The following is a 23,530-nucleotide window of genomic DNA, read 5'->3' on the forward strand; positions in this document are numbered from 1 at the left end:
TCAGGGCACGATGCCGCGGCAGGCCCAGGCGACGTTGGCGAAGGATCGCGGGCCGTCGGGCCGGCCGGCCTGATAGGCATCGCGAACTGCGGCCTCCGTACGGGTTCGCTCAGCCGCGTCCAGCGTGGTCATGTATTTGCCGAGCGGGCCTTCGCCGGCGCCGATCGGCGCCCAGAAGTCGTCGAAATCCGCGTAGTCCATGCGGATCATCAGCTCGGCCTCGGTGACATCGACGAGACCCTGCTCGACAAAGGTCCGCTTCATCTCGCCCGGCTGCATCATCGGCTGGAAGCAATAGCGGCTGCGCATCTGGCGCCCGCTTTCGCTGAGCGCCGCGACAGTGTCGATTATCATGCGCATGCCGGTCATGCCGCCGTAATGGTCCCAGACCACGGCCGCGACCACGCCGCCCGGCCGCGTCACGCGGCGCATCTCCGCCACCGCCTTGCCGGCCTCCGGCACGAAGTGCAGCACCAGCAGCGCCAGCGCGCGGTCGAACGCATTATCGTCGAACGGCAGGGCGGTGGCATCCGCCTGCTGGATGGTGACGCGCGGATCTGTGTTCCTCTCCTTCGCCGCCGCGACGAAGACCGGCGAGAAGTCGATGGCCTGGATCTCGGCGAGATCGCCCGATTTCGCCAGTTCGAAGGTGAGGCTGCCGGTGCCGCAGCCGACATCGAGGATTTTTTCGCCGCCGGCCAGACCTGCGAAGTCGATGAACTTGGGCGCGAGTCTTCTGCTCCAGCGCCCCATCAGTTGCTCATAACCGGACGCCGCGTGAACGGTGAAGCTTGATGTCATCCCGCCCTCCCTTCGCTGGTTTCAGCCTAAACCTGCGCGGAAGCCATGCCAAGCAGCGAAAACAGCGGTTCGTTCCGTGATCGCACGCAAGGGTTGGAGTGGGTGGGCGCCGGCCGGCCAGGCACGTTGCCGGGAACGTGTGCAGAAGCTAATATAGCACCGGACCCTCGCGAAAAATTTGGGGGACGGGTGAGCAAGATCCTGATTTGCGGTGGAGGCGTAATCGGATTGTGCACGGCGGCCATGCTTGGCCGTGACGGTCATGACGTGACGGTCCTCGAGGCTGATCCGGCGGATCGGCCTTCGAGTTCCCTTCAAGGATGGGACTGGGAGCGCCCCGGCGTTGCGCAATTCAGGCAGCCTCACAACCTCAGCTCGCGTTTCCGAATGGTCGCCGATCAGGAGCTGCCGGGGCTGACGGATATATTGCTGCGCGCCGGCTGCGTCTGGATGGATTTCTTCGACCCTCGATCGTTGCCCCCGACGATAACGGACAGGGCGCCCCGCCCGGGCGACGAAGCCATGCGCTTCGTCACCGGCCGGCGGCCGGTGATCGAGTGGGCCACAGCAGAGATGGCGCAAGCGGCGCCCAATGTGACGGTGCGGCGGGGGATCAAGGTTCGCGAGCTGATCACGGGAGCCTCAGCCATTCCCGGCGTGCCGCATGTTGCGGGCGTTCGCACCACGTCCGGCGAGGAGATTCGCGCCGACCTGGTGATCGATGCGATGGGGCGGCGGAGCCCTGCCTGCGAATGGATCGTTGCGGCCGGAGGCCGCAGTCCGAGGGAGGAAGCTGAAGACAGCAATTTCGTCTATTTCACTCGCTATTTTACGGGCAAGCAGCGGCCGCGCCGAAAGGGCCGCCTGCTCACTCCGATGGGACTGTTCTCGATTCTCACGCTGGATGGCGACAACGACACCTGGTCGGTCACCCTGTTCACCTCCGCGAGAAACAAGGCCATGCGGGCTTTGCGCGACACCGCCACGTTCCACCGCGTCGTCATGGCATGTCCGATGCAGGCCCATTGGCTTGACGGCGAGCCGATCACGCATGTCCTGCTGATGGCTGGCGTTCTCGACCGCTACCGGCGGTTTGTCGTCGACGGCCAGCCTGTCGTCACCGGGTTTGCGGCTGTGGCCGACGCCTGGGCCTGCACCAATCCGTCCGCCGGGCGGGGGTTGAGCGTCGGCCTCCTGCACGCGCAGGTGCTCAGGAATGTCGCTCGCCGGCACATCGACGACCCCGCCGAATTCTCGCGAGAATACGATGTCGAGACCGAGCGCCAGGTCGGCCCCTTCTATCGCAACCAGATCGCCGCCGACCGCGCCCGGATCGCGGAGATGAACGCCCTGGCGGACGGCCGTCCTGTTCCGCCGCCCAATCCGGTGATGGCCCGGCTTTTCGCCGCCGCAAGCGAGGATGCCGACGTGTTTCGCGGCGTGATCGAGATCGCCATGTGCGTTTCGCTGCCGCAGGACGTCATCGCCAGACCGCATATCGCGGCAAAACTGGCCGAACTGGACGGTCGCCCTTTGCCGCCGAATCCCAACATCATCGATCGCGACCGTATGGCATCCCTGCTTGCCGGCTGATCTTTTCGCAATCCAGCGTCGACGCGCGGAGATAAAAGCTCATCGGGGACGCCAACGACCGGAGACTTCGCTCACGCAGGCGTCGTTTTGCCGGCCGAGAGAGCGTCGAACACTTCGCCCGTTTCGGCCACGAGCGTTCGCACCAGTTCGCCGGCCGGAAGTTCCCTGTTGAGCGCCGCCGCCTGCCCATAGAGATGGAAGGCGAAATCTTCCTTGGCGTCGCTGAGCGGAGCGCTGAGCGCGACCATTTGCGGGAAGTCCGGAAGGGGCACCCTGCTCTCTTCCATTTCCAGGGCGAAGCGGGTGCGTCTGGCCCGCGCCGCGCGGCCGGTGAAGACATCGGTGACCATCGTGTCCATATCGGTCGCGGTGCGGATCAGGGCGCGGCGCGGCGCGTCCGTGCCGGCTTCGTCGCAGGACAGGAAGCCGGTCCCGATCTGCACGCCGCTGGCGCCAAGCGCGAAAGCGGCCGCTATGCCGCGGCCGTCGGCGATGCCTCCCGCGGCAATGACCGGGAGCTCGACGGCATCGACGACCTGCGGAACCAGTGCCATCGTTCCAACGCCGTCGCCGGGACCATTGGGAGCGTGCGAACCGCGGTGACCTCCCGCCTCCCAGCCCTGGGCTATGACCGCGTCGGCTCCACCGTCGGCGAGCTTGCGCGCCTCGGCGACATTGGTCGCGGTGCCGATGATTGCGATCCCGGCTTGCTTCAGCCTGCCAACGGCGGCCGCATCCGGAATGCCGAAATGAAAGCTCACGATAGGCGGGCGGATCTCGAGCAGCAGTTCAAGCTTTTCGTTGTCGAAACCCGGTCCGATCGGCGGAAGCCTCCGCGAGGGTTCACCGAGCGACAGCTCCTCATAGTAGGGCCGCAACCTGTCGATGACCTGGGTCAGCACGGCGTCGCCGGTGTCGGGTCTGGGAATAACAAAGAAGTTGAGGTTGAAGGGACGCCCGGTCAAGGCGCGCATCTGGCGCGCAACGTTGCGCAGGCCATCCGGCAGCATCGATGCGCATCCGAGCGACCCCAGCCCACCGGCATTGCTCACTGCGGCGGCGAGTTCGGGCGTTGCTGAGCCCGCCATAGGCGCCTGGATGATCGGATGCTCGATCTTGAAGAGATCGCATAGACGGCGGTTCGGCCACATGAGCGTTTTTCCTGTTGGGAAGGAACACACGCCCACCCATCATAAACCGGTCGCGGGGCCGGGTCACCGGAATTGTGCGGGTACGCTCCCTACGCACTCTCTTTCCACCAGCGGGCACTCCAACTTGGTGATCGGATACCGTCCGCGGCCGGGCGTCGGCGGCGTCTTCAGCTGCTCGATCGCCCATTGGCCCATCCCCAGATGCGGCAAGGTCGTCAGCGGCGGGAAGAGATGGTCGGGCGATCTCCTCGTTATTGCAGTGGCCTGCACAGCTCGCCTCAAGTTTTCGAGAACAGCGCCTGTACCGTCTCGAACGGCATCAGCATGACGCGCTCGCCCAGCGGAGACATAGTGAAGCCGTGACGCTGGTAAAAACCAACGGCGCCGTCGTCGATGGCGTGTGCCACTACGGCACGAACCCCGGCAATTTCCGAAACCGCGAGGCAACGCCGCAGCGCATCGGAAAGCAGGTCGCCCCCGAGGCCCATTCCCTGGAACGCCTGATCGACCGCAAGGCGGCCGATCAGCAGCAGAGGCACTTGCTCGGGCATGCCGGGACGCAGTTTCGCGCTTGGCAGCGCGACCCGTTCTTCCATCGCTGTGGAGATCGCGTAGTAACCGACGACCCGATTTTTCGTGCCCGCGTCGCAGACGACATAGGTTCGGGCAGACAGTCCCTCGCCGGCGGGGGCACGGTTTCGCAGCCAGTCATCAAGGGTGGAATACCTGCCGTTGCGAAATTCTGCGACGTCATGACTGATGGTCAGCCGTTCCGGAGCGCGGACTCGCGGGCCTTGCGATTGCCCAGCGGGCATCAGCGGTCCCAGGGTGGCTTGCGCGTCATGCGGGCGCGAAGCTCTTGCGACGGCTTGTTCGGCGCGTCGAGCAGATCGAGAAATTTGTCATGCGCGTCTGCATCGAGAAAGAAGGCACGCTGGTCGAGAATGGTCTCCTCGGCCTGCTTGCGCGCACTGTCCAGCATGAACTCCGACAGTTTTTGCCCGCGCAAGCTCGCGGCGCGGTTGAGAATGGCCTTCGTCTCGGCCGAGGCGCGGATCTGAATCACGTCATTCTTGCGAACTGCGTTATGATCGCTGCCAGCATGACTGGACTGCGCCATCGAAATCCTCCTGTGTCGGGGTCAGATATCTAGCGATTGTCAATACAATGTCAATACGTTCCAAGTCTTGAAGCGGCGATCTGGGACGTCCTATCCTTCACGTCTGCCACACTCTCCCGCTCCACCAGCGGGCATTCCAGCTTGGTGATCGGATAGCGGCCGCGGCCGGGCGTCGGCGGCGTCTCCAGCTGCTCGATCGCCCATTGGCCCATCGCCAGATGCGGCAGGATGGAGGTCGTCAGCGGCGGGAAGAGATGGCGGGCGATCTCCTCATCGTCATAGCCGACCACCGAGATGTCCTGCGGGATGTGCAGGCCGGCTTCCTTCAGCGCCTCGTAGCAGCCGATCGCGGTACGGTCGTTCTGGCAGAAGATGGCGGTGGGTCGCTCCTTGAGTCCGAGCAGCTTGACCGTCGCGGCGTAGCCGGCGCTGGCCGACCAGTCGCCCTCCACCACCAGTTCCGGATCAAACGGGATATCGGCGGTGGCTAGAGCGCGGCGGTAGCCCTTGAGCCGATCCTGAGCGGCCTGCATCCACGGCTCGCCGGTGATGGTGGCGATGCGGCGATGGCCGTGGGCGATCAGATGCCTGGTCGCGCTCTGGCCGCCGGCGATCTCGGAGGGAACCACGGCCGGAAAGGCATAGTCGGCGGTGTAGCAGTTGAGCAGGATGACCGGGATGTCGAGGCTGTAGAGGAAATCGGGCGCGGCGATCTCGCGGGTGAAGATGGTCATATAGATCAGCGCCGAGATGCCGCGCCTTGTCAGTGCCTGGATGGCGCGCGGCTCCATCACCGCGTCGCCCATGGTCTGCGCCACCAGAAGCACATTGCCGGCATTCCACGAGGCCTGCCGCGCGCCCTCGATGGCGACCACCGCCTCGGGGCTGGTGGCGAGCTGGTCGACCGCGAAGCCAATGACGCCGTCCAGGCCTTCGAACGGCGTCACCGGCGGCCGCAACGCCGAAAAGACTGGTGGCGAATAGCCCAGCGCCCTGGCCGCCTCGATCACCCGGTCGCGTGTCTGCTGCGACAGCCTGATGCCCGGCGAATTGTTGAGCACGAACGAGACCGTCGCCTGCGAGCAGCCGGCGGCGCGCGCAATGTCGGTCATGGTGACGCGCCCCTTGGGCTTAGCGGCCGGCTTGCGGCGCCTGGAAGCCCCGGGAGTATCGCGCAGTTCCGTCGGTTCGCTCATGGTCGTTTCCCAAACCCAGACGGCCCTAAAGCAAAGGCCGATGGCAACGGCAAGATGGTCGAGGCCGGTGCGTTATTGAGATTGCGTCAACTAATTTATATTATCAAGCGCGGCATGCAAATCGCCGGCTGCGCCGCTTCGCGACGAAACCGGCCAAACAAGTCAACAATGCTGACGATTCCCGTATTCCTGCGCGGCTGCAAGGCTTGCTACGCTCACTCTCCTCGCTCCCCGCGCGTCCTTCGACCAGCAACTCCTCCGCTTCGAAAGCGCGCGTCGTGGTCTTATAACTAATACTCTTTACTAATAGCCGGCAGCGTTCTACTGTCAACTCGTCGTCACCGTTCGGGCTTCCGTTGGGTGATGACGGGTGTGAGGGACGCTCGCTCGAAACCCGGCGGGATCGCCGGTTTGGGCTCATGTCCATTCTCACGAAAATGTCAGACAAATCGGACTATTTACGAACGCCACATGAGTGTCTAGTGTCCCCATCGCGGCCGGATCGGCACCGTTCTTAAGTCGGCGGACCTTCGCCGTACCCTTGAGGAGGAGGTTGTCCGGGCCGCAGCCGAGACATCGGCAACGAGTTCTACAGGCAAGTTCTACAAGGGAGGTTGAACTATGAAATCCATGATCCGTAATGCATCTGTCGCCACGGCGGCCTTGCTCATCGGGCTTGCGGCCACGGCGGTAACCCGCGCGGACGACAAGCCGACGCTGGCCTTCGTCGTCAACGGCGCGTCCGACTTCTGGAAGGCGGCGGAAGCCGGCGTGAAGAAGGCGCAGGGCGAACTGCCCGACTACAATCTCGAGCTCAAATATCCGGAGCAATCCTCGGTCGCCATCCAGCAGCGGCTGATGGACGATCTGGTGACGGCAGGCGTCAAGGGCATCATGGTCTCGGCCGTCGATCCCAAGACCTCGACCGACGGGCTGAACAAGATCGCGTCGGAAACCGCGCTGTTCACCACCGACTCGGATGCGCCGCAGACCAAGCGCGTCGCCTATATCGGCTCGTCCAATGTCGATGCCGGCAAGCAGGCGGCCGAGATCGCCAAGAAGGCGATGCCCAACGGCGGCAAGTGCCTGGGCTTCGTCGGCCTGCTCGGCGCCGACAACGCCAAGGAGCGCATCCAGGGCATGAAGGACGGGCTCGCCGGCAGCAAGATCGAGCTGGTCGACGTGCGCGGCGACGACATCGACCAGGCGCGCGCCAAGAAGAATGTCGAGGACGCGCTGGTCGCCAGCCCCGACATCACCTGCATGGTCGGCTTCTACTCCTACAACACGCCGCGCATCTATGAAGCGCTGCGCGACGCCGGCAAGCTCGGCCAGATCACCGTCGTCGGCTTCGACGACGATCCGATCACGCTGGGCGGCGTCAAGGAAGGCACCGTCGCCGCGACCGTGGTGCAGCAGCCGTTCGAATGGGCCTATCAGGGCATGAAGCTGATGGCCGCCTATCTCAAGGGCGACAAGTCGGGCATCCCGGCCAACAACCTGATCATCATCCCGACCAAGATCATCGGCAAGGATGATGTGGACGCCTACGCCGCCAACCTCAAGGCGATGCAGGGCAAGTAAGCTCAGCACAGTTGCGCCGGCTCAAGGTTCGCCTTGAGCCGGCGTTCGTATTGACGGACCCGCCAAGGCCCGTCAGTCTGTGGCCACCGGCTGTTGCCCCCGTGCGGTAAACTTTAGGCGCGATGACCTCTACCGACACCACTCAACCGATCACCGCTCCGTTCCTGAGCCTGGATGCCGTGCGCAAGACCTATCCGGGCGTTGTCGCGCTGGACAGGTTCTCCATGGAGGTCCGGCCCGGCGAGGTCATCGGCCTGGTCGGCGAAAACGGCGCCGGCAAATCGACGCTGATGAAAATTCTCGGCGGCGTGACGCGGCCGGACAGCGGCACCATCACCGTCGATGGCACAGCACATGACGCGCTGACCGTCGAGCACAGCATCGGCTCCGGCATCGCCTTCGTGCACCAGGAACTCAACCTCTTCGAAAATCTCGACGTCGCCGCCAACATCTTCTTCGGCCGCGAGCCGCTGCGCGCCGGACCGCTGAGGCTGGTCGACCGCGCGAAACTGCGCGAGATGGTGGCGCCGCTGCTGAAGCGCGTCGGCGCCAATTTCTCAGCCGACGCCCCTGTCGCGTCGCTGTCGCTCGCCCAGCAGCAGATGGTCGAGATCGCCAAGGCCTTGTCGATCAAGGCCCGCCTTGTGATCCTCGACGAGCCGACCTCCAGCCTGCCGATCGCCGAGACCGAAAAGCTGCTCGACGTCATCAAGGGGCTGAAGGCCGAAGGCATCAGCGTCATCTTCATCTCGCACCGGCTGCATGAGATCGAGCGCGTCGCCGACCGTGTCGTGGTGCTGCGCGACGGCACGCTGGCCGGCACGCTGGCGAAAGACCGGATCAACCACGACGAGATGGTCAGGCTCATGATCGGCCGCATGCTGAAGGAGCGCGAGAAGGCCGGCGAAGCCGCGCGGGCTCCGGGCAGCGTTGCGCTGTCGGCCGACGCGATCTGCACCAGCACCTATCCGGACAGGCCGGTCAGCATCGAACTGAGGCGTGCGGAGATCCTTGGCCTCGCGGGCCTGGTCGGCTCCGGCCGCACGGAGCTCGCGCGCGTGCTGTTCGGCATCGACGAGCGGTTGGCCGGCAGCGTCACGCTCGACGGCAAGCCGCTGAATGTGACGTCGGCCGCCGACGCGGTGGCGAACGGCATCTTCCTCGTGCCGGAGGACCGCAAGCTCACCGGCATATTGCTCGATCTCTCGATCGCGCAGAACATTTCGCTGCCCAACCTGCCGGCCCATGCCAGGCGCTCGCTGGTCTCGGTCGGCGCAGAGCTCGCGACGGCGGAAAAGCAGAAGAGGAACCTCGGCATCAAAGCGCCGTCGGTGCTCACCCGCACCGGCACCTTGTCGGGCGGCAACCAGCAGAAGGTGGTCCTGGCCAAATGGCTGGCGATGAACCCCAAGGTGATGATCCTGGACGAGCCGACGCGCGGCATCGACATCGGCGCCAAGGCCGAGATCTACGGGCTGATGCGGGCGCTCGCCGATGCCGGCGTCGCCGTGCTGATGATTTCCAGCGACATGGAAGAAGTGATCGGCGTGTCGGACCGCATCGCGGTCATGCATGAGGGGCAGATCTCCGGCATCCTCGACAAGGACGATTTCAGCCAGGAGAACGTGCTCTTGCTGGCGGTCGGCAAGAAGCCGAAACTGCTGCAAGCGGCGGGAGGAGCGCAATGAGCAAGAAAGATCTCGGCCTGCTGATCCTGATCCTGGTGGTCGGCGCGGTGGTGACGGCCATCAATCCGCGCTTCCTGTCGGCGATCAATCTCGCCAACACCTCCAACCTGGTCGCGCTGTTCGGCATCCTGTCGATCGGCCAGGCCTTCGTCATCATCACCGGCGGCATCGAATTGTCGGTCGGCTCGGTGATCGCGCTGCTCGGCACGCTGTTCATCGACTTCATCGCGGTGCGCGAGGTGAGCTGGCCGCTGGCCTTCGTGCTGATCCTCGTGCTCGGCGCCGTCATCGGCTTTGTGCATGGCTGGCTGATCACGCGGCTCAAATTGCAGCCATTCGTGGTGACGCTGTGCGGCCTGCTCATCTATCGCGGCGTGGCGCGCTTCTACACCGCCGACGGCACGGCCGGCTTCGCCTTCGGGCAGAATTTCCCGACGCTCGAATTCCTGACCGCCGGCCGCTCCTATGGCCTGCCGAACAGCTTCATCGCGCTGATCGTCATCGCCATTGTCATGTGGGTGGTGCTGCACCGCTCGGTCTTCGGCCGCTATCTCTACGCAATCGGCAAGAACGAGGAAGCGGCGAAATATTCCGGCATCCGCACCGGCCGGGTAATCATTGCCGCCTACGTCATCTGCGGCGTCCTGACGGCGCTGTCGGCGATCTATTTCGCCATGTATACGCGCTCGATCTCGCCGGCGAGCCATGGCCAGTTCTACGAGCTCTATGCCATCGCCGCGGCGGTGCTCGGCGGCTTCTCGCTGCGCGGCGGCGAGGGCTCGCTGGTCGGCGCCGTCCTCGGCACCGTGCTGCTGCAGGAGTTGCAGAACCTCGTCAATTTGCTCGGCATCCCCTCGTCGCTCAACTTCGCGGTTATGGGCGGCGTGATCCTGATCGGTGTGCTGGTCGACCAGCAATGGGGCGCCTTCCGCGCCCGGCGCCGGATCCTGGAGGCGTCGCGCAGGGGCGTCGCCGGTGCGCCGGCGGAGTAGCCTCGCTCCCTTCCGCCCACTCCCGGACCGGGTTCCGATTGGATCGATGCTCGTGGTGAAGCCGCGGGCAAGTCCGGATTCGTGGACGAATTGCAACAACGCGTGAACCGGAAAACAGCCCTTGTCGCAGAATCGGGGCTGGGCTAAGCAATTGGCATCTGAGGGTTCCAAGAACAAAATATGGGAGAAATGACCGTGACATCATCACGTTGGATCGCGCTTGCCGCGCTGGCCTTGACCTGCTCGACCCCGGCGATGGCCAAGGACTGGAAGACCGTGACGGTGGCGATGGAGGGCTCTTATGCCCCGTGGAACCAGACGGATGCCAGCGGCAAGATCGTTGGCTTCGAGGTGGACATCCTGAACGACGTCTGCGCCCGCGCGAAGCTCCAATGCAACATCGTTGCGCAGGATTGGGACGGCGTCATTCCTGGCCTCACCGCCGGCAAGTTCGACATCGTCATGGACGGCATGTCGATCACCGAAGAGCGCATGAAGACCATCGACTTCTCGATCCCCTATGCCTCTTCGCCGGTGGCGTTCCTGGCCGACAAGAACGGACCGCTGGCGCACATGTCGAACAGCGGCAAGATGATCGACCTGTCGAAGGACGACGCCGAATCCAAGGCGGCGATCGACACGCTGCGCAAGGAGCTCACCGGCAAGAATGTCGGCCTGCAGGTCTCGACCACCGAGGCGACGTTCGCCGACAAATATCTCAAGGATGTCGCCAACGTCCACGAATAAAAGACCACCGACGAGCACGACCTCGACCTGATGGCGGGCCGTATCGACGTGGCCTTCGCCGACACCACTTATTTCCTAGGCACGCTGGCCAAGCCCGATGCCAAGGACCTGGAATTCGTCGGCCCGCAATTCAAGGGCGGCCCGATCCTCGGACCGGGTATCGGCGCTGCCTTCCGCAAGACCGACAAGGACCTGCAGGACATCTACAACAAGGCGCTCAAGGCCGCGCTCGACGACGGCTCGGTGTCGAAATACTCCATGCAATGGTTCAAGATCGACATTACCAAGTAATGTCGCAACGGGAGCAGCCAAGGCTGCTCCCGTTTTGCATTGAGCAATATACGTCGATACCTATCTCGGCGCCCGCAGGAGCCGTAAGTGGAGTTTCTCAGCGATCTGAAAGACCAGGTGTCGACGGCGTATGAGCTGTTGGCTGCCGGCTGGGGTGTGCAACTGCTCTGGGGCATCGCCTGGACGCTCGCCGTCACCGTAGTCTCGATGCTGATCGGCGCGATACTGGGGTCCTTGGTGGCGGCGGCCAAGCTTTCGCATCGCGGCGGATTGAGGTTCATCGGCGAGAGCTACACCACCGTCTTCCGCGGCGAACCGGAACTCCTGATCATCTACCTGTTCTACTATGGCGGCACTCAGGTGCTGACCGGCGTGGCGCGGTCGACCGGATCGATCGGCTCGACGGACATCTTGAACATGCCGAGCTTCCTGGGCGGCGTGCTCGCGGTCGGCATCATTTCCGGCGCCTACCAGGCCGAGGTCTTTCGCGGGTCGTTCCTGGCCATCCATCGCGGCGAGCTGGAAGCGGCCCGTGCCTACGGCATGTCGGCCTGGCTGCGGTTTCGCCTCGTGATCATGCCGCAAGTCCTGCGTCTCGCGGTGCCGGGGCTGGGCAATGTCTGGCAATTGACCATCAAGGATTCGGCGCTGATCTCGGTCACCGGCGTCGCCGAGCTGATGCTCACCGCCAACAAGGCTGCGCGTTCGACGCATCATTCGCTGCTTTTCTACACGCTCGCCGGCATTCTCTACCTGGTGATGACGTCGATCTCGACGCCGATCTTCGACAAGGCCGAGCGTTACACCTCGCGCAGTTTCACGCGGCCGAAGTGAGAGGTGGCGGTGGGGTTTGATTTCTATCTTTCGACCATGTGGAGCGTGCTCAAGGCACTGCCGCTGACGCTCGAGATCTGGTTCTTCGGCATCGCCTTCGGACTCATCATCGCCACCGGCCTGACCTGGCTGCGGGCTTCCGGCTACAAATTGGGTGAATATTTCACCCGCGCCTATGTCTTCGTCTTCCGCGGCTCGCCGCTCTTGGTGCAGCTCTATCTGATCTATTTCGGGCTCTCCCAGTTCGACTTCGTTCGCCACAGCCCGATCCTGTGGCCGATCCTGCGCGATCCGATGTATTGCACGATCGTCGCCATGGCCTTGAACACAGCCGCCTATGAGAGCGAGATTTTCCGCGGCGCGCTGCGGGCGGTGCCTGTCGGCCAGATCGAAGCGGCCAAGGCGTTCGGCATGTCCGCCTTCACCCGTTTTCGCCTCGTCACGCTGCCGATTGCGCTGCGGCTCGCCTTGCCGGCCTATTCGACGGAAATCATCCTCATGACCAAGGCGACCGCGCTGGCCTCCGTGGTCACCATCATGGAGATGATGGGAACGGCGCAGAAGATCCAGCACGACACGTTCCGGCCGATCGAGGTGCTGACCTGCGCCGGCGTGATCTACCTGCTGCTCAACCTGTCGATCGCTCGGCTGTTCGCCTGGGTCGAGCACCGGCTTTCACCGCATCTGCGTCCCCCGCCTGAGCAGAGACAGCTCATCAAACCCGTCCCGGAGGTGTTGTGATGTCGGCAAATGTCGCCGCTGCCGCGAAAGCCGCACCGTCCTCCGACGGGATGCCCGCTATCAGCGTCAAGGATCTGCGCAAGTGCTTTGGCGATCATGAAGTGCTCAAGGGCATTTCGCTCGAAGCGCACAAGGGCGACGTCATCTCGATTCTCGGCTCCTCCGGGTCCGGCAAGAGCACGATGCTGCGCTGCATCAACCTCCTGGAGACCCCGGATTCCGGCGAAGTGCGGGTCGACGGCGAGCTCATCAAGATGAGGCGGGGTCGCGACGGCCACCAGGTGCCCGCCGACATTCGCCAGGTGGAGCGGATCCGCGCCAACCTCGCCATGGTTTTCCAGAGCTTCAATCTCTGGTCGCATATGACGGTGCTGGAAAACCTCGTCGCCGCACCGACGCATGTGCTCAAGCGGCCGCGCGCCGAATGCCTGGAGCAGGCCGAGGCGCTGCTGAAGCGCGTCGGCATATGGGAGCGCCGCAACTACTATCCGCCCCACATGTCCGGCGGCCAGCAGCAGCGCGCGGCAATCGCCCGCGCCCTGGCGATGAATCCCAAGGTGATGCTGTTCGACGAGCCGACATCGGCGCTCGATCCGGAACTGGTCGGCGAGGTGCTGCGCGTCATGCGCTCGCTCGCCGAAGAAGGACGCACCATGCTGGTCGTCACCCATGAAATGGGCTTCGCCCGCGACGTGTCGAGCAAGGTAATGTTCCTGCACAAGGGCGAGGTGGATTCGGTTGGCGAGCCGAAGGAAATGTTCGCCAGGCCGCCGACCCCGCAGTTCAAGCAGTTCATCGCCAACTTCAACAAGTGAAGCGCCGCTATCGCTTCGTCATTCTATGGCGGAGCAAGGAGCGAAGCGACGCAGCGAAGACCATAGAATCCATTCCGTGACTTCGATGCGTTGCAACGGTGCAGAATTCTGCTCCGCTGTGCCCTTCGGCGAAAGTCACGGAATGGATCCTCGGGTCTACGCGCCGCTTCCCGGCGCTCCGCCCGTGGATGACGACGTCGAGTCAGATCATGTCCGACAGATCCGAAAACGCCATCGCCCTGCGCAGCACCTCGGCGAAGCGTTCGCCGGCGATGTCCTTGTCGCCGCTGTTGTCGATCGAGGTCACGTCCGGTCCCGTCAGCTTGACGCTGGTGCTGCGCGCCAGGCGGGCAAGCACCTCGCCGCGCGATTCTCGGCCGCGCGCCGCCAGCCGTTCGGCGAGCATCTCCGGCGTGGCGGTGATCTCGACCACGGCCAGGTTGGCATAGCGCTCGCGCAGCGCCGGGATGACCGCGCGGGAGACATTCGCCACGGCTACATGGCCGTTCGCCACGGCCCAGTCGACATCGGCCGGCAAGCCATAGCGCAGGCCGTGCGCGTCCCAGCAAAGCGAGAAGGCCCCGTCGGCTTCCGCTTCGGCAAAGGCGGCATCGGCCAGCGTATCGTGATCCTCGCTTGCCGTATCGCTTGGCCGGGTGATGACGCGGCGCACGAATTCCAGCCGCGTCTCGCCGGCAAAGCGCGCTTTGGCGTAGCCGATCAGCGTATCCTTGCCGGCGCCGCTCGGGCCGACCACCGCGACGAAGACGCCGTTGCGGATCGGCAGGCTGTCGGCCAGCTCGCGCTCGATGAGAGCCGAGACCATCATGCGACCCGGCCGCCCTGGCGCCACACGATACGCACGACCGGCACGTGGTCGTCGACGCGCACGCGCACAAGGTCGGCCCGGCGGCCGGGCTCGATGACGCCGCGGTCGTTGAGGCCGATTGCTTCGGCCGGGTTCTTCGAGACCATGGCGACCGCCTGCGGCAGCGAAATGCGGTCGACGAGATCGCCGAGGAAGAAGGCGGACTGGATCAGGCTGAAGGGAATGTAGTCGGACGAAAGGATGTCCAGCAGGCCGTCGGCGGCGAGCGTGCGCGCCGAGACATTGCCGGAATGCGAGGCGCCGCGCATGACATTCGGCGCGCCCATCAGCACGCCGAGGCCCGCCGCCTTCGAGGCCTTGGCCGCCTCTTTCGTCGTCGGGAACTCGGCGACGCGCACGCCCTGCTCGATCGCTTCGTCGACATGGCCGGCGGTCGCGTCGTCATGGCTGGCCAGCACAATGCCGCGCTCATGGCAGGCGGCCGAGATGAAGACGCGGTTCGGACCGGAATTGCGAGCCGATTCCGCCATCCGCTTCTCGCAGAATTTCTGGAAGTCGTGGTCCGTCAGCTTCAGCTTGCGCTGGTAGTAATAGGCATAAGTCTCGAGGTTGACGAACTGGCGCTGTCCAGGCGCATGGTCCATCAGCGAGGCGAGCTTCACCCGCTCGTTGGTCTCGAAATTGGCGAAGGCCTTGAGGCAGTCCGGCGCCGAGACCTCGCAGCGCAGGTGGATGAAATGGTCGGCCCTGAGCCGATCCTGGCGCACGCTGTCCTCGATCGCGTCGGCGAGCTTGCGGACGTCGTCGGACTTCAGGTCGGCGTCATCGTCCATGCCGACGCGCAAGGCGTCGAGTACGGTGGTGATGCCGGCGGTCGCCACCTGGGCGTCATGGGCAAGCACGGCGGCGATCGGGTTCCAGCGCACTTTCGGGCGCGGCGCGTAATGGCCCTCGAGGTGGTCGGTGTGCAGCTCGACGAGGCCCGGGATGATGTAGTCGCCGCCCATATCCTCGCCGGTGCGGGCAGCACCCGGCTCGACGGCGGCAATCAGGCCGTCGCGCAACAAAAGCGAGCCCTCGATGATTTCATCGGGCAGCACGATGCGGGCATTGGTGAGAACGGTTTCGGCGGTCATCTTGGGCGGTCCTATATCAATCAAGCTGTTTTGCGGGCAGGGCCGCGGCCAAGCGCATGGTGGGAAAGCACCATGAATGGGGCGCCGGGTTCGCTTTCGACAAACAAGGTCAGCGCATCCACCGGCACCGGCTGCCGCAGCACATCGGCGAACAGGCCGTCGATCGCCGCGCGAAGACGTGGGCTTTCCTCTGGCCCGACGCGCCCCGACAGCGTCATGTGGAAGCGGAACGTGTCGAAGACGTAGGGATAGCCCCATTGGCAAAGGTTGCGAAACTCCTCCGGGTTCAGCGCATCGGGGCTGCGGCGCTCGATCTCGGCCTCGGTCAGCGGCGCGCGGAACGGGTCAAAGGCGCGCACCACCTCGCCGGCGAAATCGTGGAGCGGCGCAAACTGCGTTTCCGGCACCAGCGCGAAGAAGCCGTCGATCTGGCCGACGACCAGACGCGGGATGACGACCGGCGGCGTCGCCGCGGCAAAACTGTCGAGCGCGGCGCGCAGCGAGGCTTCCGTCTCGTTCGGCGCCAGCCGGAACGGCGCCTTCAGCGTGGCATGGAATCCGTAGCGCCGGGCGGAGGCGGTGTGGAAGGCGACTTCCGCGGCCGACAGATCGCCCACGGCCTCGACCGGCCGCGTCGCCGCGCCGAACGGGTCGCGGCCCAGCCAGTTGGCGGCAATGCGCGCCAGCTTCTCGTCCTGCCCCGGGGTATAGTAGATGGCGTAGCGCATGGGCGTTCCTCGTCAAGCGCGCTGCGCCCCGAAGGATTATGCGACGCGCTTCAAGTCATTGTTTCGGCAAGTCGTGGCCCAAACGCCGGAGCGCTTGCGGCGACATGCACCGGAACCGCTGCCATAGGTGATTTCCATGACGGATTGACGAAGCTTTCATGGGTTTTCGAGGGCAAGTCCAGCACGGAGCTCGTTAGCCGACGATTTTCCGGACTGGACCAACGGCTTTGCCGGCCTGCCTATCCGGCCTTCATCAGCCATTCGTGCTCGGCCGCGTTGTGGAACTTCCACGTCCGCTTCGGTCCGGCCATGACGTTGAGGTAATAAAGGTCGTAGCCGTGGCAGGCCGCGCAGGGGTGATAGCCCTTGGGTACCAGCACGACATCGCCGTCCTCGATCGCCATCGCTTCGTCCAACTCCCGCACGCCGTTGCGGTCGGCATCGGTGTAGACGCGCTGAAAGGCAAAGCCCTGCGTCGGGTTGAGTCGATGGTAATAGGTTTCCTCGAGATAGGATTCGGCCGGCAGATTGTCCTGGTCGTGCTTGTGTGGCGGATAGCTCGACGTATGGCCGCCGGGCGTGATCACCTCGACCACCAGCAGCGAATCCGCCGGCTTGCCCTCGGGCAGGATGTTGGTGACGTAACGCGTGTTGGTGCCCTTGCCGCGCACTTCCTGGCCGAGATCGTCAGGCCCGATGACGCGCACCGGCAGGCCGCCGCTTAAGCCGGGCGCCGAGCAGACGGCGAGCTCCAGTTCGGTATCGGCGGTCACCGACCAGTCCGAGCCCTGCGGCACATAGACCGACCATGGCTTGCCTTCAAAGGGCGACATGCGCTCGCCGAGCAGGCCGAGATCCTTGCCGCCGGCCGACGCCTTGCCCTTGCCGGTGACGAACACCAGGCACACCTCGCGCTCTGCCGTCTTGCCCGACGCCGTCTCGCCCGGACGAAGCCGATGCAGATCGAAACCGACATAGGTCCAGCCGGCGCTTTGCGGCGTGACGTGGGCGACATGGCCGTGGCCCCTATCGGCCTTGACGAGCAGTTTCGACATGGGAGCTCCTTTGATCATTCCTTCGGCTCGGCCGGAGGCTTAGCCTCTTCCACCGGCTTGTAGAGGTAGAAAAACTGCCACACCGCGTAGCCGGCGAAGCCGAGGGCGATGACGCCCCAGAAGGGCGTGCCGGAGGCGAACTCGATCACCGACCAGGCCAGGCAGACGGCGACGACGGCGATACGGCGCCACAGCGGCCGGAAGAAGGGATGCTCATAATCTTTCATCGCGCCAATCCAGGATTTGCCCAAAGCGCAACGGATAAACCGCGCGCCCCGACTAATCCATCATTCAATCCACCGTTCAGGCCGGAAAACCTTGCGTCTCGACCGTATAGCCGGCGTCGGTCATCACCCGCATCAGCTCCTTGTGGCCGACCTGAGCCATCTTGAGCGGCGGGTTCTTCTTCGGATCCTGCTCGGCCTCGACCACGAACCAGCCTTCATAGCCATGATCGGCGAAACGCTGGACAATCGCCCCGAAGTCGAGCGAGCCGTCGCCCGGCACGGTGAAGGCGCCGAGCGCGACGGCATCGAGGAAGGACTGTTTTGTCCGGTCGAGCCCGTCGATCACGTCCATGCGCACGTCCTTCACATGGACATGGTTGATGCGCTTGTGGTGGTTGTCGATGGCGCGCAGCACATCGCCGCCGGCAAAGGCGAGATGGCCGGCATCGAGCAGCAGCGGAATGCCTTCGCCGGAATTGCGCATGAAGGCGTCGAGCTCCGGCTCGGTCTCGACCACCGCCGCCATGTGGTGGTGATAGGAAAGCGGCATGCCCTGCTCCGCGCACCATTCGCCGAACTCGGTGACGCGCCGGCCGTAAGCCTTCATCTCGTCGTCTGAAAGTTTCGGCTTGGTGGCCAAAGGCTTGGAGCGGTCGCCCTGGATGGACCGGCCGACCTCGCCATAGACGATACAGGGTGCGTGGACCGCCTTGAACAGGTCGATCATCGGCTGGATGCGATCCTTGTTCCGGGAGATGTCCTCATCGACCAGCGTGCCGGAGAACCAGCCGCCGCAGAGCGTGACGTCGGCCTCCTTCAGGATCGGCAGCATCACCTTCGGATCCTTGGGAAAGCGGCGGCCCATCTCCATGCCGGTGAAGCCGGCCGAGCGCGACTGGCGCAGGCATTCTTCCAGCGACACGTCATCGCTCAATTCCACCAGATCGTCGTTCCACCATGCGATGGGGGACATGCCCAGTTTGGCTCTCAAGTCGTCACTCCAATGTCGGTTTATTCCTACCCCCCTTGTGGGGCGGGTCGCTGCGAAGCAACGGGGTGGGGGCGGCGCTGCCCCCACCCGGACCTTCGGTCCGACCTCCCCACGAGGGAGAGGTAGGGAGCATCGCCTCGCCGGCTTCAATCACCGACGCTCTGTTTCTGCTTCTTCTCCTCATACGCCTTGCGCGCGGCATTGACCTGCGGCCGCGACGAGACTTCCGGCACGGCGACATCCCACCAATGACCGCCGGCCTCCGTCGACACCAGCGGGTCGGTGTCGATGACCAGCACCGTGGTCTTGTCGTTCTTCTTCGCCTTGGCCAGCGCCGTCTCCAGTTCGGCAATCGACGCCACCTTCTCGGCGACGGCACCGAGGCTTGCCGCATGCGCGGCGAAGTCGACGTCCGGCATCACCTCGTGGCGGGCGTCCTTGAGCAGGTTGTTGAAGTTGGCGCCGCCGGTCGCCATCTGCAGCCGGTTGATGCAGCCATAGCCGCGGTTATCGAGAAGCACGATGGTGAGCTTGAGGCCAAGCATCACCGAGGTGGCGATCTCGGAATTAAGCATCAGATAGGAGCCATCACCGACCATGACGACCACCTCCTGGTCGGGCTTGGCCATCTTGACGCCGAGACCGCCGGCGATCTCGTAGCCCATGGTCGAGAAGCCGTATTCGGCATGGTAGGAGCCCGGCGCGCCGGCCTGCCACAGCTTGTGCAATTCGCCCGGCAGACCGCCCGCGGCATGCAGCAGCGTGACGCCCGAGCCCATGGCGCGCTGCACGGCGCCGATCACTTGCGCATCGGACGGATAGGCGGCGTTGGTCGAGGCCGTCACCTTGGCGGCGGCGGCCTGCCACTCCGTCTTGCCCTTCAATGCATTGTCGGTCCACGCGGCTGGCGCTTTCCAGCCCTTCAGCGCGGCGGACAGCTCGGCAAGCCCTTCGGCCGCGTCGGCGACCAGCGGCAGCGCCCAATGCTTGCCGGCGTCGAAACCTTGCGTGTTCAGGCCGATGATGGTGCGGCCGGCATTCTTGAACAGCGCCCAGGAGCCGGTGGTGAAATCCTGCAGCCTGGTGCCGACCGCAAGCACGACATCGGCCTCCTCCGCCAGCCGGTTGGCGGCCGACGTGCCGGTGACGCCGACCGCCGCCATGTTGAGCGGATGGTCGTCGGGCAACGAGGATTTGCCGCCCTGTGTCTCGCAGACCGGAATGCCAGCGCCCTGCACCAGCTTGGCGAGCTCGTCCGAAGCCTGCGAATACAGCACCCCGCCGCCCGCGATCACCAGCGGCTTCCTGGCGCCCTTCAGCGCCGCGACGGCCGCCGCCAGCTCGTTGCGATCCGGGCGCAGCCGGCGCGGTGTCCAGACGCGCTCGGCGAACAGGCTTTCGGGATAATCATAGGCTTCGGCCTGCACATCCTGGCAGAGCGAGAGCGTCACCGGGCCGCATTCGGCCGGATCGGTCAGCACCTGCATGGCGCGGTTCAGCGCCGGGATGATCTGCTCCGGTCGCGTGATGCGGTCGAAATAGCGCGATACGGGACGGAAGCAGTCATTGACGCTCGCCGTGCCGTCGGAAAAATCCTCAGCCTGCTGCAGCACCGGGTCGGGCAGGCGGTTGGCGAAGATATCGCCTGGCAAAAACAGGACAGGCAACCGGTTTACATGCGCGAGCGCGGCGGCCGTCACCATGTTGAGCGCGCCGGGGCCGATCGACGAGGTCGCGGCCATGAAGCGGCGGCGGAAATTGGCCTTGCCATAGGCGATCGCCGCATGCGCCATCGCCTGCTCATTATGGGCGCGGAAGGTCGGCAGCTCGTCGCGGACCTGGTAGAGCGCCTCGCCGATGCCGGCGACGTTGCCATGGCCGAAGATCGCCCAGACTCCGCCGAAGATCGGCACCTTCTTCCCGTCGATCTCGGTGATTTGCCGGCTGAGGGAGCGGGTCAGCGCCTGCGCCATCGTCAGGCGGATTGTCTTGCTCATGGTGTCTCCTCCGCAGTCCTTCAGCGGTCCTGTTATGCGGCTTTGCGGCCGCGTGCGGCAAGCCATGCCTCGGTCAACTGCTCGAAGCGCGCGGCCATGTCGGCGATCGCCTCGTCATCCGACATCCTGCCGGCCAGCCATCTTTCGGCGGCGTTGACGAAGATGGTGCGACCGACGGCAAAGCCCTTGACGATCGGCGCATTGGCGGTGGCGGCAAATGCCGCGACCAACTCGTCCTGCGGCGCTTCCAGCCCGAGCAGCACGACGCCGCGGCACCAAGGATCGTTCCTGACGATCACCTGTTCGATCTTGGCCCAGGCGCCTGCGGAAGCCTGCGGCTCGAGCTTCCACCAGTCGGGCTTGATGCCCAGCGCATAGAGCTCTTCCAGCGCGCGCGGAATGGTGGTGTCGTCGAGCTTGCCGTGCTTACCGGCGATGATCTCGACCAGCAATTCGCGGCCGACTTTCCGCGCCGCTTCGAACAAAGCGCGCAGCTTCTGCTGCTGCTCAACTTTGAGCGCCTCCGGGTCGTCCGGGTGATAGAAGCACAGGCATTTGATGCAATGGTCGACCGGCCATTCGGTGAGCTGCGAGCCGATGTCCTGCGAAAACTCGAAGCGCAGCGGCCGCGATCCGGGCAATTCGACGGGGCGGCCGAGCCAGGCGAAGGGATGGCGGGCGAATTCGAACATGGCGTCGCGGCCATATTTCTCGTCGATCAGCATGCCGTAGCCATCGCGGCCGGCGGCGACCTTTGCCGCCGCCTTGACCGTCAGCACCTTGAAGTCGGGAATACGCGAAACATCGGCGCCGACCCTGGCCGCCACATCTTCCAACTGGACGCGATGGTCGCAGGCCAAAGCCATCAACGAGGGGATGTCGCGCCGCCGCGTCGTTGCCCAGTGGACGTGGTTGATCGCCTCGTCCTTGCGCAGCGCCAGGTGCTTGCTGCCATGCTTCAAAAAGAACTGCAACTCCTCGAAAGTCGGATATTCCGGCGCGCAGAGCAGGCGCGACACCGCGAAGGCGCCGCAGGCATTGGCCCAGGTCGCGGCGGTGGCGAAGCTTTCGCCGCCGAGCCAGCCGCGCAGGAAGCCGGACATGAAGGCGTCGCCGGCGCCGAGCACATTGTAGATCTCGATCGGGAAACCCTTGCCGACGATGCCGTCCTCGAGATCGTCGCTGATCGGGCCGTCATAGACGATGCAGCCCTTGGCGCCGCGCTTGAGCACGATGGTCGCCAAGGACAGGGCGCGGATCGTCTTCAGCGCGCTCAGGCAATCGTCGGCGCCCGACGCGATCATGATCTCTTCCTCGGTGCCGACGATGAGATCGCAATCGGGCAGGACCGTCTTCAACTGCGCCGACACGCGGTCGGATTTGACGTAGCGCTCGAAGCCCTCGGCATGGCCGGCAAGGCCCCAGAGGTTCGGGCGATAGTCGATGTCGAACACCACCTTGCCACCCTTGGCCTTCATCAAGCGGATCGCCTTGCGCTGCGCGGCATCGGAGTTCGGCCGGGAGAAATGCGTACCGGTGACGACGACCGAGCGCGCCGAGGCGATGAAGGCCTCGTCGATATCTTCTTCGGCCAGCGCCATGTCGGCGCAGTCCGAACGATAGAAAATCATCGGCGAGACGCCTTCGCTTTCGACCGAGAGCAGCACCAGCGCCGTCAGCCTCTCCTTGTCGGTCTTCAGCCCGTCGACCGAAACGCCCTCGCGCCGAAGCTGCTCGCGGATGAAACGGCCCATCTGCTCGTCGCCGACGCGGGTGAGCAGCGCCGAGCGCAGGCCGAGCCTCGCCGTGCCGACGGAAATATTGGCCGGGCAGCCGCCGACCGACTTGGCGAAAGAGGTGACGTCCTCCAGTCGCGAGCCGATCTGCTGGCCATAGAGATCGACCGAGGCGCGGCCGATGGTGATGACGTCGAGCGGCGGGTATTTCCCCTCCACGGCTTCGCCCATTCGAACCTCCCATCGGCCTTGTTGTGTAGAGCAGCGTCGTTTTGGACAGCACGCGCCAGCGATGGCGTGGTGTCGTCAATATGAAATATTAATTCCAATCTACAGTCAATATGGAATGAGCATTCCCAAACTGAAAAGCGCTCGTCTGGGGGCTCAGCCCCTGCGCCGGCGCCCGGTCTCGCGGCGTTTCTCGCCCACGGCGACGGTCAGCGCCATGGCCAGCGCCATGGTCGCCGAGATCGAGCGGAAGCCGCCGAAATCGGCCTCGGCGACCTCGAACCAGACCTTGGCGAATTGCGCCAGCGGCGAGAAGGATGAGTCGGTGATCGCCACGATCGGCACACCCTGCTCGGCGATCGAGCGCGTCTCCTCGATCGTCGCCGGCGCGTAAGGCGAGAAGCTGATGGCGATGACGGCATCGCGCGGCGTGGCGAAGCCGATCATCTCGGCGTTCAGTCCCGCGGCCGATTCCACCAGCTGGTTGCGGATCTTCAGCTTCCCCAGCGCATAGGCGATGTAGGACGCCACCGGGTAGGAGCGGCGCTTGGCCAGCACATAGATCGTCTCGGCTTTCGCCAGCAGCGTCACCGCCTCTTCGAAATGTGCATCGTTGAGCGAACGCGAAATGTCACCAAGCGAGGTGCTGGCGGCGGCGACGAAGCCGTCGAAGATCGCCCGGTGGCCACCGCCTTCCTCGGCCTTGGCGCGCAGCGCCGCCAGCCGCTCGTCATAGGAGGAGTTGCGCTCGCGCAGCCGCTCGCGGAAAACCTGCTGCAGGCTGGTGAAGCCATCGAAGCCGAGCTGCTGGGCAAACCGGATCAGCGTCGAGGGCTGCACGCCGGCGGAAGCGGCGATACTTGCCGCCGTCCCGAAAGCGATATCGTCGGGGTTGTCGAGCGCATAGGCGGCGATCTGCGCGATGCGCTTGGGTAGGCTCGCGCGCCTGTCCAGGATCGTCGCGCGCAGCGTTTCGAAATCGCGAGGCACCCGTTCGTCCATCGTCGCTCCGCCCACGCTCATAAGGTTTTGTCCCTCTCCTGCCTCATC

23 protein-coding genes and 1 pseudogene are annotated in these 23,530 nt (G+C 64.7%); 9 read left to right on the forward strand and 15 right to left on the reverse strand.

The features are described 5' to 3' along the window. Positions 1–801: a class I SAM-dependent methyltransferase gene (locus LB528_RS01915; protein ID WP_224713649.1), complete on the reverse strand. Its 801-nt coding sequence runs from the start codon at positions 799–801 to the stop codon at positions 1–3. 189 nt (positions 802–990) lie between these two features. On the opposite strand from LB528_RS01915, the gene LB528_RS01920 reads away from it, so the two are divergent. Then, complete coding sequence (locus LB528_RS01920) at positions 991–2,394, forward strand: FAD-dependent oxidoreductase (RefSeq protein ID WP_411962084.1); 1,404 nt, start codon at positions 991–993, stop codon at positions 2,392–2,394. A 71-nt stretch (positions 2,395–2,465) separates the two neighbouring features. Here the strand turns inward: LB528_RS01920 and LB528_RS01925 are convergent, their stop codons facing one another. The 5 genes and pseudogenes from LB528_RS01925 to LB528_RS01945 all read right to left on the reverse strand — a co-directional run bounded on the left by LB528_RS01925 (position 2,466) and on the right by LB528_RS01945 (position 5,861). After that, on the reverse strand, positions 2,466–3,545 hold the full coding sequence (locus LB528_RS01925) for an NAD(P)H-dependent flavin oxidoreductase (protein WP_224713650.1): 1,080 nt from the start codon (positions 3,543–3,545) through the stop codon (positions 2,466–2,468). 63 nt (positions 3,546–3,608) lie between these two features. Next, a pseudogene (locus LB528_RS01930) lies at positions 3,609–3,801 on the reverse strand (LacI family transcriptional regulator); the annotation flags it as partial. Between the two features lie 22 nt (positions 3,802–3,823). Then, positions 3,824–4,360: a GNAT family N-acetyltransferase gene (locus tag LB528_RS01935; protein ID WP_224713651.1), complete on the reverse strand. Its 537-nt coding sequence runs from the start codon at positions 4,358–4,360 to the stop codon at positions 3,824–3,826. Beyond that, positions 4,360–4,665, reverse strand: a complete 306-nt coding sequence (locus tag LB528_RS01940) for a DUF1778 domain-containing protein (protein WP_224713652.1) — start codon at positions 4,663–4,665, stop codon at positions 4,360–4,362. The genes LB528_RS01935 and LB528_RS01940 overlap by 1 nt, the downstream gene beginning before the upstream one ends. A gap of 50 nt (positions 4,666–4,715) precedes the next feature. Beyond that, the gene (locus tag LB528_RS01945; RefSeq protein ID WP_224713653.1) at positions 4,716–5,861 is read right to left on the reverse strand and encodes a LacI family DNA-binding transcriptional regulator; all 1,146 of its coding nucleotides are present in this window, start codon (positions 5,859–5,861) and stop codon (positions 4,716–4,718) included. Positions 5,862–6,482: 621 nt separating this feature from the next. Here LB528_RS01945 and LB528_RS01950 point away from each other — a divergent pair. The 8 genes from LB528_RS01950 to LB528_RS01980 all read left to right on the forward strand — a co-directional run bounded on the left by LB528_RS01950 (position 6,483) and on the right by LB528_RS01980 (position 13,553). Further along, positions 6,483–7,445: a sugar-binding protein gene (locus LB528_RS01950; protein ID WP_224514962.1), complete on the forward strand. Its 963-nt coding sequence runs from the start codon at positions 6,483–6,485 to the stop codon at positions 7,443–7,445. A gap of 122 nt (positions 7,446–7,567) precedes the next feature. After that, entirely contained in the window at positions 7,568–9,133 is a 1,566-nt protein-coding gene (locus LB528_RS01955; RefSeq protein WP_224514964.1) for a sugar ABC transporter ATP-binding protein, read from the forward strand. Continuing rightward, complete coding sequence (locus LB528_RS01960) at positions 9,130–10,125, forward strand: ABC transporter permease (protein WP_224713654.1); 996 nt, start codon at positions 9,130–9,132, stop codon at positions 10,123–10,125. The genes LB528_RS01955 and LB528_RS01960 overlap by 4 nt, the downstream gene beginning before the upstream one ends. A 195-nt stretch (positions 10,126–10,320) precedes the next feature. After that, positions 10,321–10,872 carry a transporter substrate-binding domain-containing protein gene (locus tag LB528_RS30510; protein ID WP_411962085.1) on the forward strand — a complete coding sequence of 184 codons (552 nt, stop codon included), beginning with the start codon at positions 10,321–10,323 and terminating at the stop codon, positions 10,870–10,872. 30 nt (positions 10,873–10,902) lie between these two features. Further along, entirely contained in the window at positions 10,903–11,163 is a 261-nt protein-coding gene (locus tag LB528_RS30515) for a hypothetical protein (RefSeq protein ID WP_411962086.1), read from the forward strand. Positions 11,164–11,250: 87 nt separating this feature from the next. After that, positions 11,251–11,997, forward strand: coding sequence for an ABC transporter permease (locus tag LB528_RS01970; RefSeq protein ID WP_224713655.1), 747 nt, complete (start codon positions 11,251–11,253; stop codon positions 11,995–11,997). A gap of 3 nt (positions 11,998–12,000) precedes the next feature. After that, positions 12,001–12,738, forward strand: coding sequence for an ABC transporter permease (locus LB528_RS01975; RefSeq protein ID WP_224713656.1), 738 nt, complete (start codon positions 12,001–12,003; stop codon positions 12,736–12,738). Beyond that, the gene (locus tag LB528_RS01980; RefSeq protein ID WP_318012263.1) at positions 12,738–13,553 is read left to right on the forward strand and encodes an ABC transporter ATP-binding protein; all 816 of its coding nucleotides are present in this window, start codon (positions 12,738–12,740) and stop codon (positions 13,551–13,553) included. The genes LB528_RS01975 and LB528_RS01980 overlap by 1 nt, the downstream gene beginning before the upstream one ends. A 202-nt stretch (positions 13,554–13,755) precedes the next feature. On the opposite strand, the gene phnN is transcribed toward LB528_RS01980, so the two are convergent. The 9 genes from phnN to LB528_RS02025 form a co-directional block, all read right to left on the reverse strand. Further along, positions 13,756–14,382, reverse strand: coding sequence for a phosphonate metabolism protein/1,5-bisphosphokinase (PRPP-forming) PhnN (gene phnN / locus LB528_RS01985; protein ID WP_224514976.1), 627 nt, complete (start codon positions 14,380–14,382; stop codon positions 13,756–13,758). After that, positions 14,379–15,518 carry an alpha-D-ribose 1-methylphosphonate 5-triphosphate diphosphatase gene (locus LB528_RS01990; protein WP_224514979.1) on the reverse strand — a complete coding sequence of 380 codons (1,140 nt, stop codon included), beginning with the start codon at positions 15,516–15,518 and terminating at the stop codon, positions 14,379–14,381. The genes phnN and LB528_RS01990 overlap by 4 nt, the downstream gene beginning before the upstream one ends. Positions 15,519–15,538: 20 nt before the next feature. After that, a complete protein-coding gene (locus tag LB528_RS01995; RefSeq protein ID WP_224713657.1) occupies positions 15,539–16,246 on the reverse strand; it encodes a DUF1045 domain-containing protein in 708 nt (235 codons plus the stop codon). Positions 16,247–16,485: 239 nt separating this feature from the next. Next, positions 16,486–17,301: a 5-deoxy-glucuronate isomerase gene (iolB, locus tag LB528_RS02000; protein WP_224713658.1), complete on the reverse strand. Its 816-nt coding sequence runs from the start codon at positions 17,299–17,301 to the stop codon at positions 16,486–16,488. A gap of 14 nt (positions 17,302–17,315) precedes the next feature. Next, on the reverse strand, positions 17,316–17,528 hold the full coding sequence (locus LB528_RS02005; protein WP_224514985.1) for a DUF3329 domain-containing protein: 213 nt from the start codon (positions 17,526–17,528) through the stop codon (positions 17,316–17,318). A 76-nt stretch (positions 17,529–17,604) separates the two neighbouring features. Then, the gene (gene iolE / locus LB528_RS02010) at positions 17,605–18,519 is read right to left on the reverse strand and encodes a myo-inosose-2 dehydratase (RefSeq protein ID WP_224514987.1); all 915 of its coding nucleotides are present in this window, start codon (positions 18,517–18,519) and stop codon (positions 17,605–17,607) included. A 146-nt stretch (positions 18,520–18,665) separates the two neighbouring features. Beyond that, on the reverse strand, positions 18,666–20,516 hold the full coding sequence (gene iolD, locus LB528_RS02015) for a 3D-(3,5/4)-trihydroxycyclohexane-1,2-dione acylhydrolase (decyclizing) (RefSeq protein ID WP_224713659.1): 1,851 nt from the start codon (positions 20,514–20,516) through the stop codon (positions 18,666–18,668). Positions 20,517–20,548: 32 nt separating this feature from the next. Then, on the reverse strand, positions 20,549–22,483 hold the full coding sequence (locus LB528_RS02020) for a bifunctional 5-dehydro-2-deoxygluconokinase/5-dehydro-2-deoxyphosphogluconate aldolase (RefSeq protein WP_224514990.1): 1,935 nt from the start codon (positions 22,481–22,483) through the stop codon (positions 20,549–20,551). A 153-nt stretch (positions 22,484–22,636) separates the two neighbouring features. After that, a complete protein-coding gene (locus tag LB528_RS02025; protein ID WP_224515115.1) occupies positions 22,637–23,482 on the reverse strand; it encodes a MurR/RpiR family transcriptional regulator in 846 nt (281 codons plus the stop codon). Positions 23,483–23,530 lie beyond the last annotated feature (48 nt).

Source organism: Mesorhizobium sp. CA4, from assembly GCF_020165075.1.
Classification (GTDB): domain Bacteria; phylum Pseudomonadota; class Alphaproteobacteria; order Rhizobiales; family Rhizobiaceae; genus Mesorhizobium.

What these genes read in the sequence shown, in the direction of transcription:
- LB528_RS01915 (WP_224713649.1), bottom strand. Translation starts at nt 801, where the DNA reads ATGACATCAAGCTTCACCGTTCACGCGGCGTCCGGTTATGAGCAACTG.
- LB528_RS01925 (WP_224713650.1), bottom strand. Translation starts at nt 3,545, where the DNA reads ATGTGGCCGAACCGCCGTCTATGCGATCTCTTCAAGATCGAGCATCCG.
- LB528_RS01935 (WP_224713651.1), bottom strand. Translation starts at nt 4,360, where the DNA reads ATGCCCGCTGGGCAATCGCAAGGCCCGCGAGTCCGCGCTCCGGAACGG.
- LB528_RS01940 (WP_224713652.1), bottom strand. Translation starts at nt 4,665, where the DNA reads ATGGCGCAGTCCAGTCATGCTGGCAGCGATCATAACGCAGTTCGCAAG.
- LB528_RS01945 (WP_224713653.1), bottom strand. Translation starts at nt 5,861, where the DNA reads ATGAGCGAACCGACGGAACTGCGCGATACTCCCGGGGCTTCCAGGCGC.
- LB528_RS01950 (WP_224514962.1), top strand. Translation starts at nt 6,483, where the DNA reads ATGAAATCCATGATCCGTAATGCATCTGTCGCCACGGCGGCCTTGCTC.
- LB528_RS01955 (WP_224514964.1), top strand. Translation starts at nt 7,568, where the DNA reads ATGACCTCTACCGACACCACTCAACCGATCACCGCTCCGTTCCTGAGC.
- LB528_RS01960 (WP_224713654.1), top strand. Translation starts at nt 9,130, where the DNA reads ATGAGCAAGAAAGATCTCGGCCTGCTGATCCTGATCCTGGTGGTCGGC.
- LB528_RS30515 (WP_411962086.1), top strand. Translation starts at nt 10,903, where the DNA reads ATGGCGGGCCGTATCGACGTGGCCTTCGCCGACACCACTTATTTCCTA.
- LB528_RS01980 (WP_318012263.1), top strand. Translation starts at nt 12,738, where the DNA reads ATGTCGGCAAATGTCGCCGCTGCCGCGAAAGCCGCACCGTCCTCCGAC.
- phnN (WP_224514976.1), bottom strand. Translation starts at nt 14,382, where the DNA reads ATGATGGTCTCGGCTCTCATCGAGCGCGAGCTGGCCGACAGCCTGCCG.
- LB528_RS01990 (WP_224514979.1), bottom strand. Translation starts at nt 15,518, where the DNA reads ATGACCGCCGAAACCGTTCTCACCAATGCCCGCATCGTGCTGCCCGAT.
- LB528_RS01995 (WP_224713657.1), bottom strand. Translation starts at nt 16,246, where the DNA reads ATGCGCTACGCCATCTACTATACCCCGGGGCAGGACGAGAAGCTGGCG.
- iolB (WP_224713658.1), bottom strand. Translation starts at nt 17,301, where the DNA reads ATGTCGAAACTGCTCGTCAAGGCCGATAGGGGCCACGGCCATGTCGCC.
- LB528_RS02005 (WP_224514985.1), bottom strand. Translation starts at nt 17,528, where the DNA reads ATGAAAGATTATGAGCATCCCTTCTTCCGGCCGCTGTGGCGCCGTATC.
- iolD (WP_224713659.1), bottom strand. Translation starts at nt 20,516, where the DNA reads ATGAGCAAGACAATCCGCCTGACGATGGCGCAGGCGCTGACCCGCTCC.
- LB528_RS02020 (WP_224514990.1), bottom strand. Translation starts at nt 22,483, where the DNA reads ATGGGCGAAGCCGTGGAGGGGAAATACCCGCCGCTCGACGTCATCACC.
- LB528_RS02025 (WP_224515115.1), bottom strand. Translation starts at nt 23,482, where the DNA reads ATGGACGAACGGGTGCCTCGCGATTTCGAAACGCTGCGCGCGACGATC.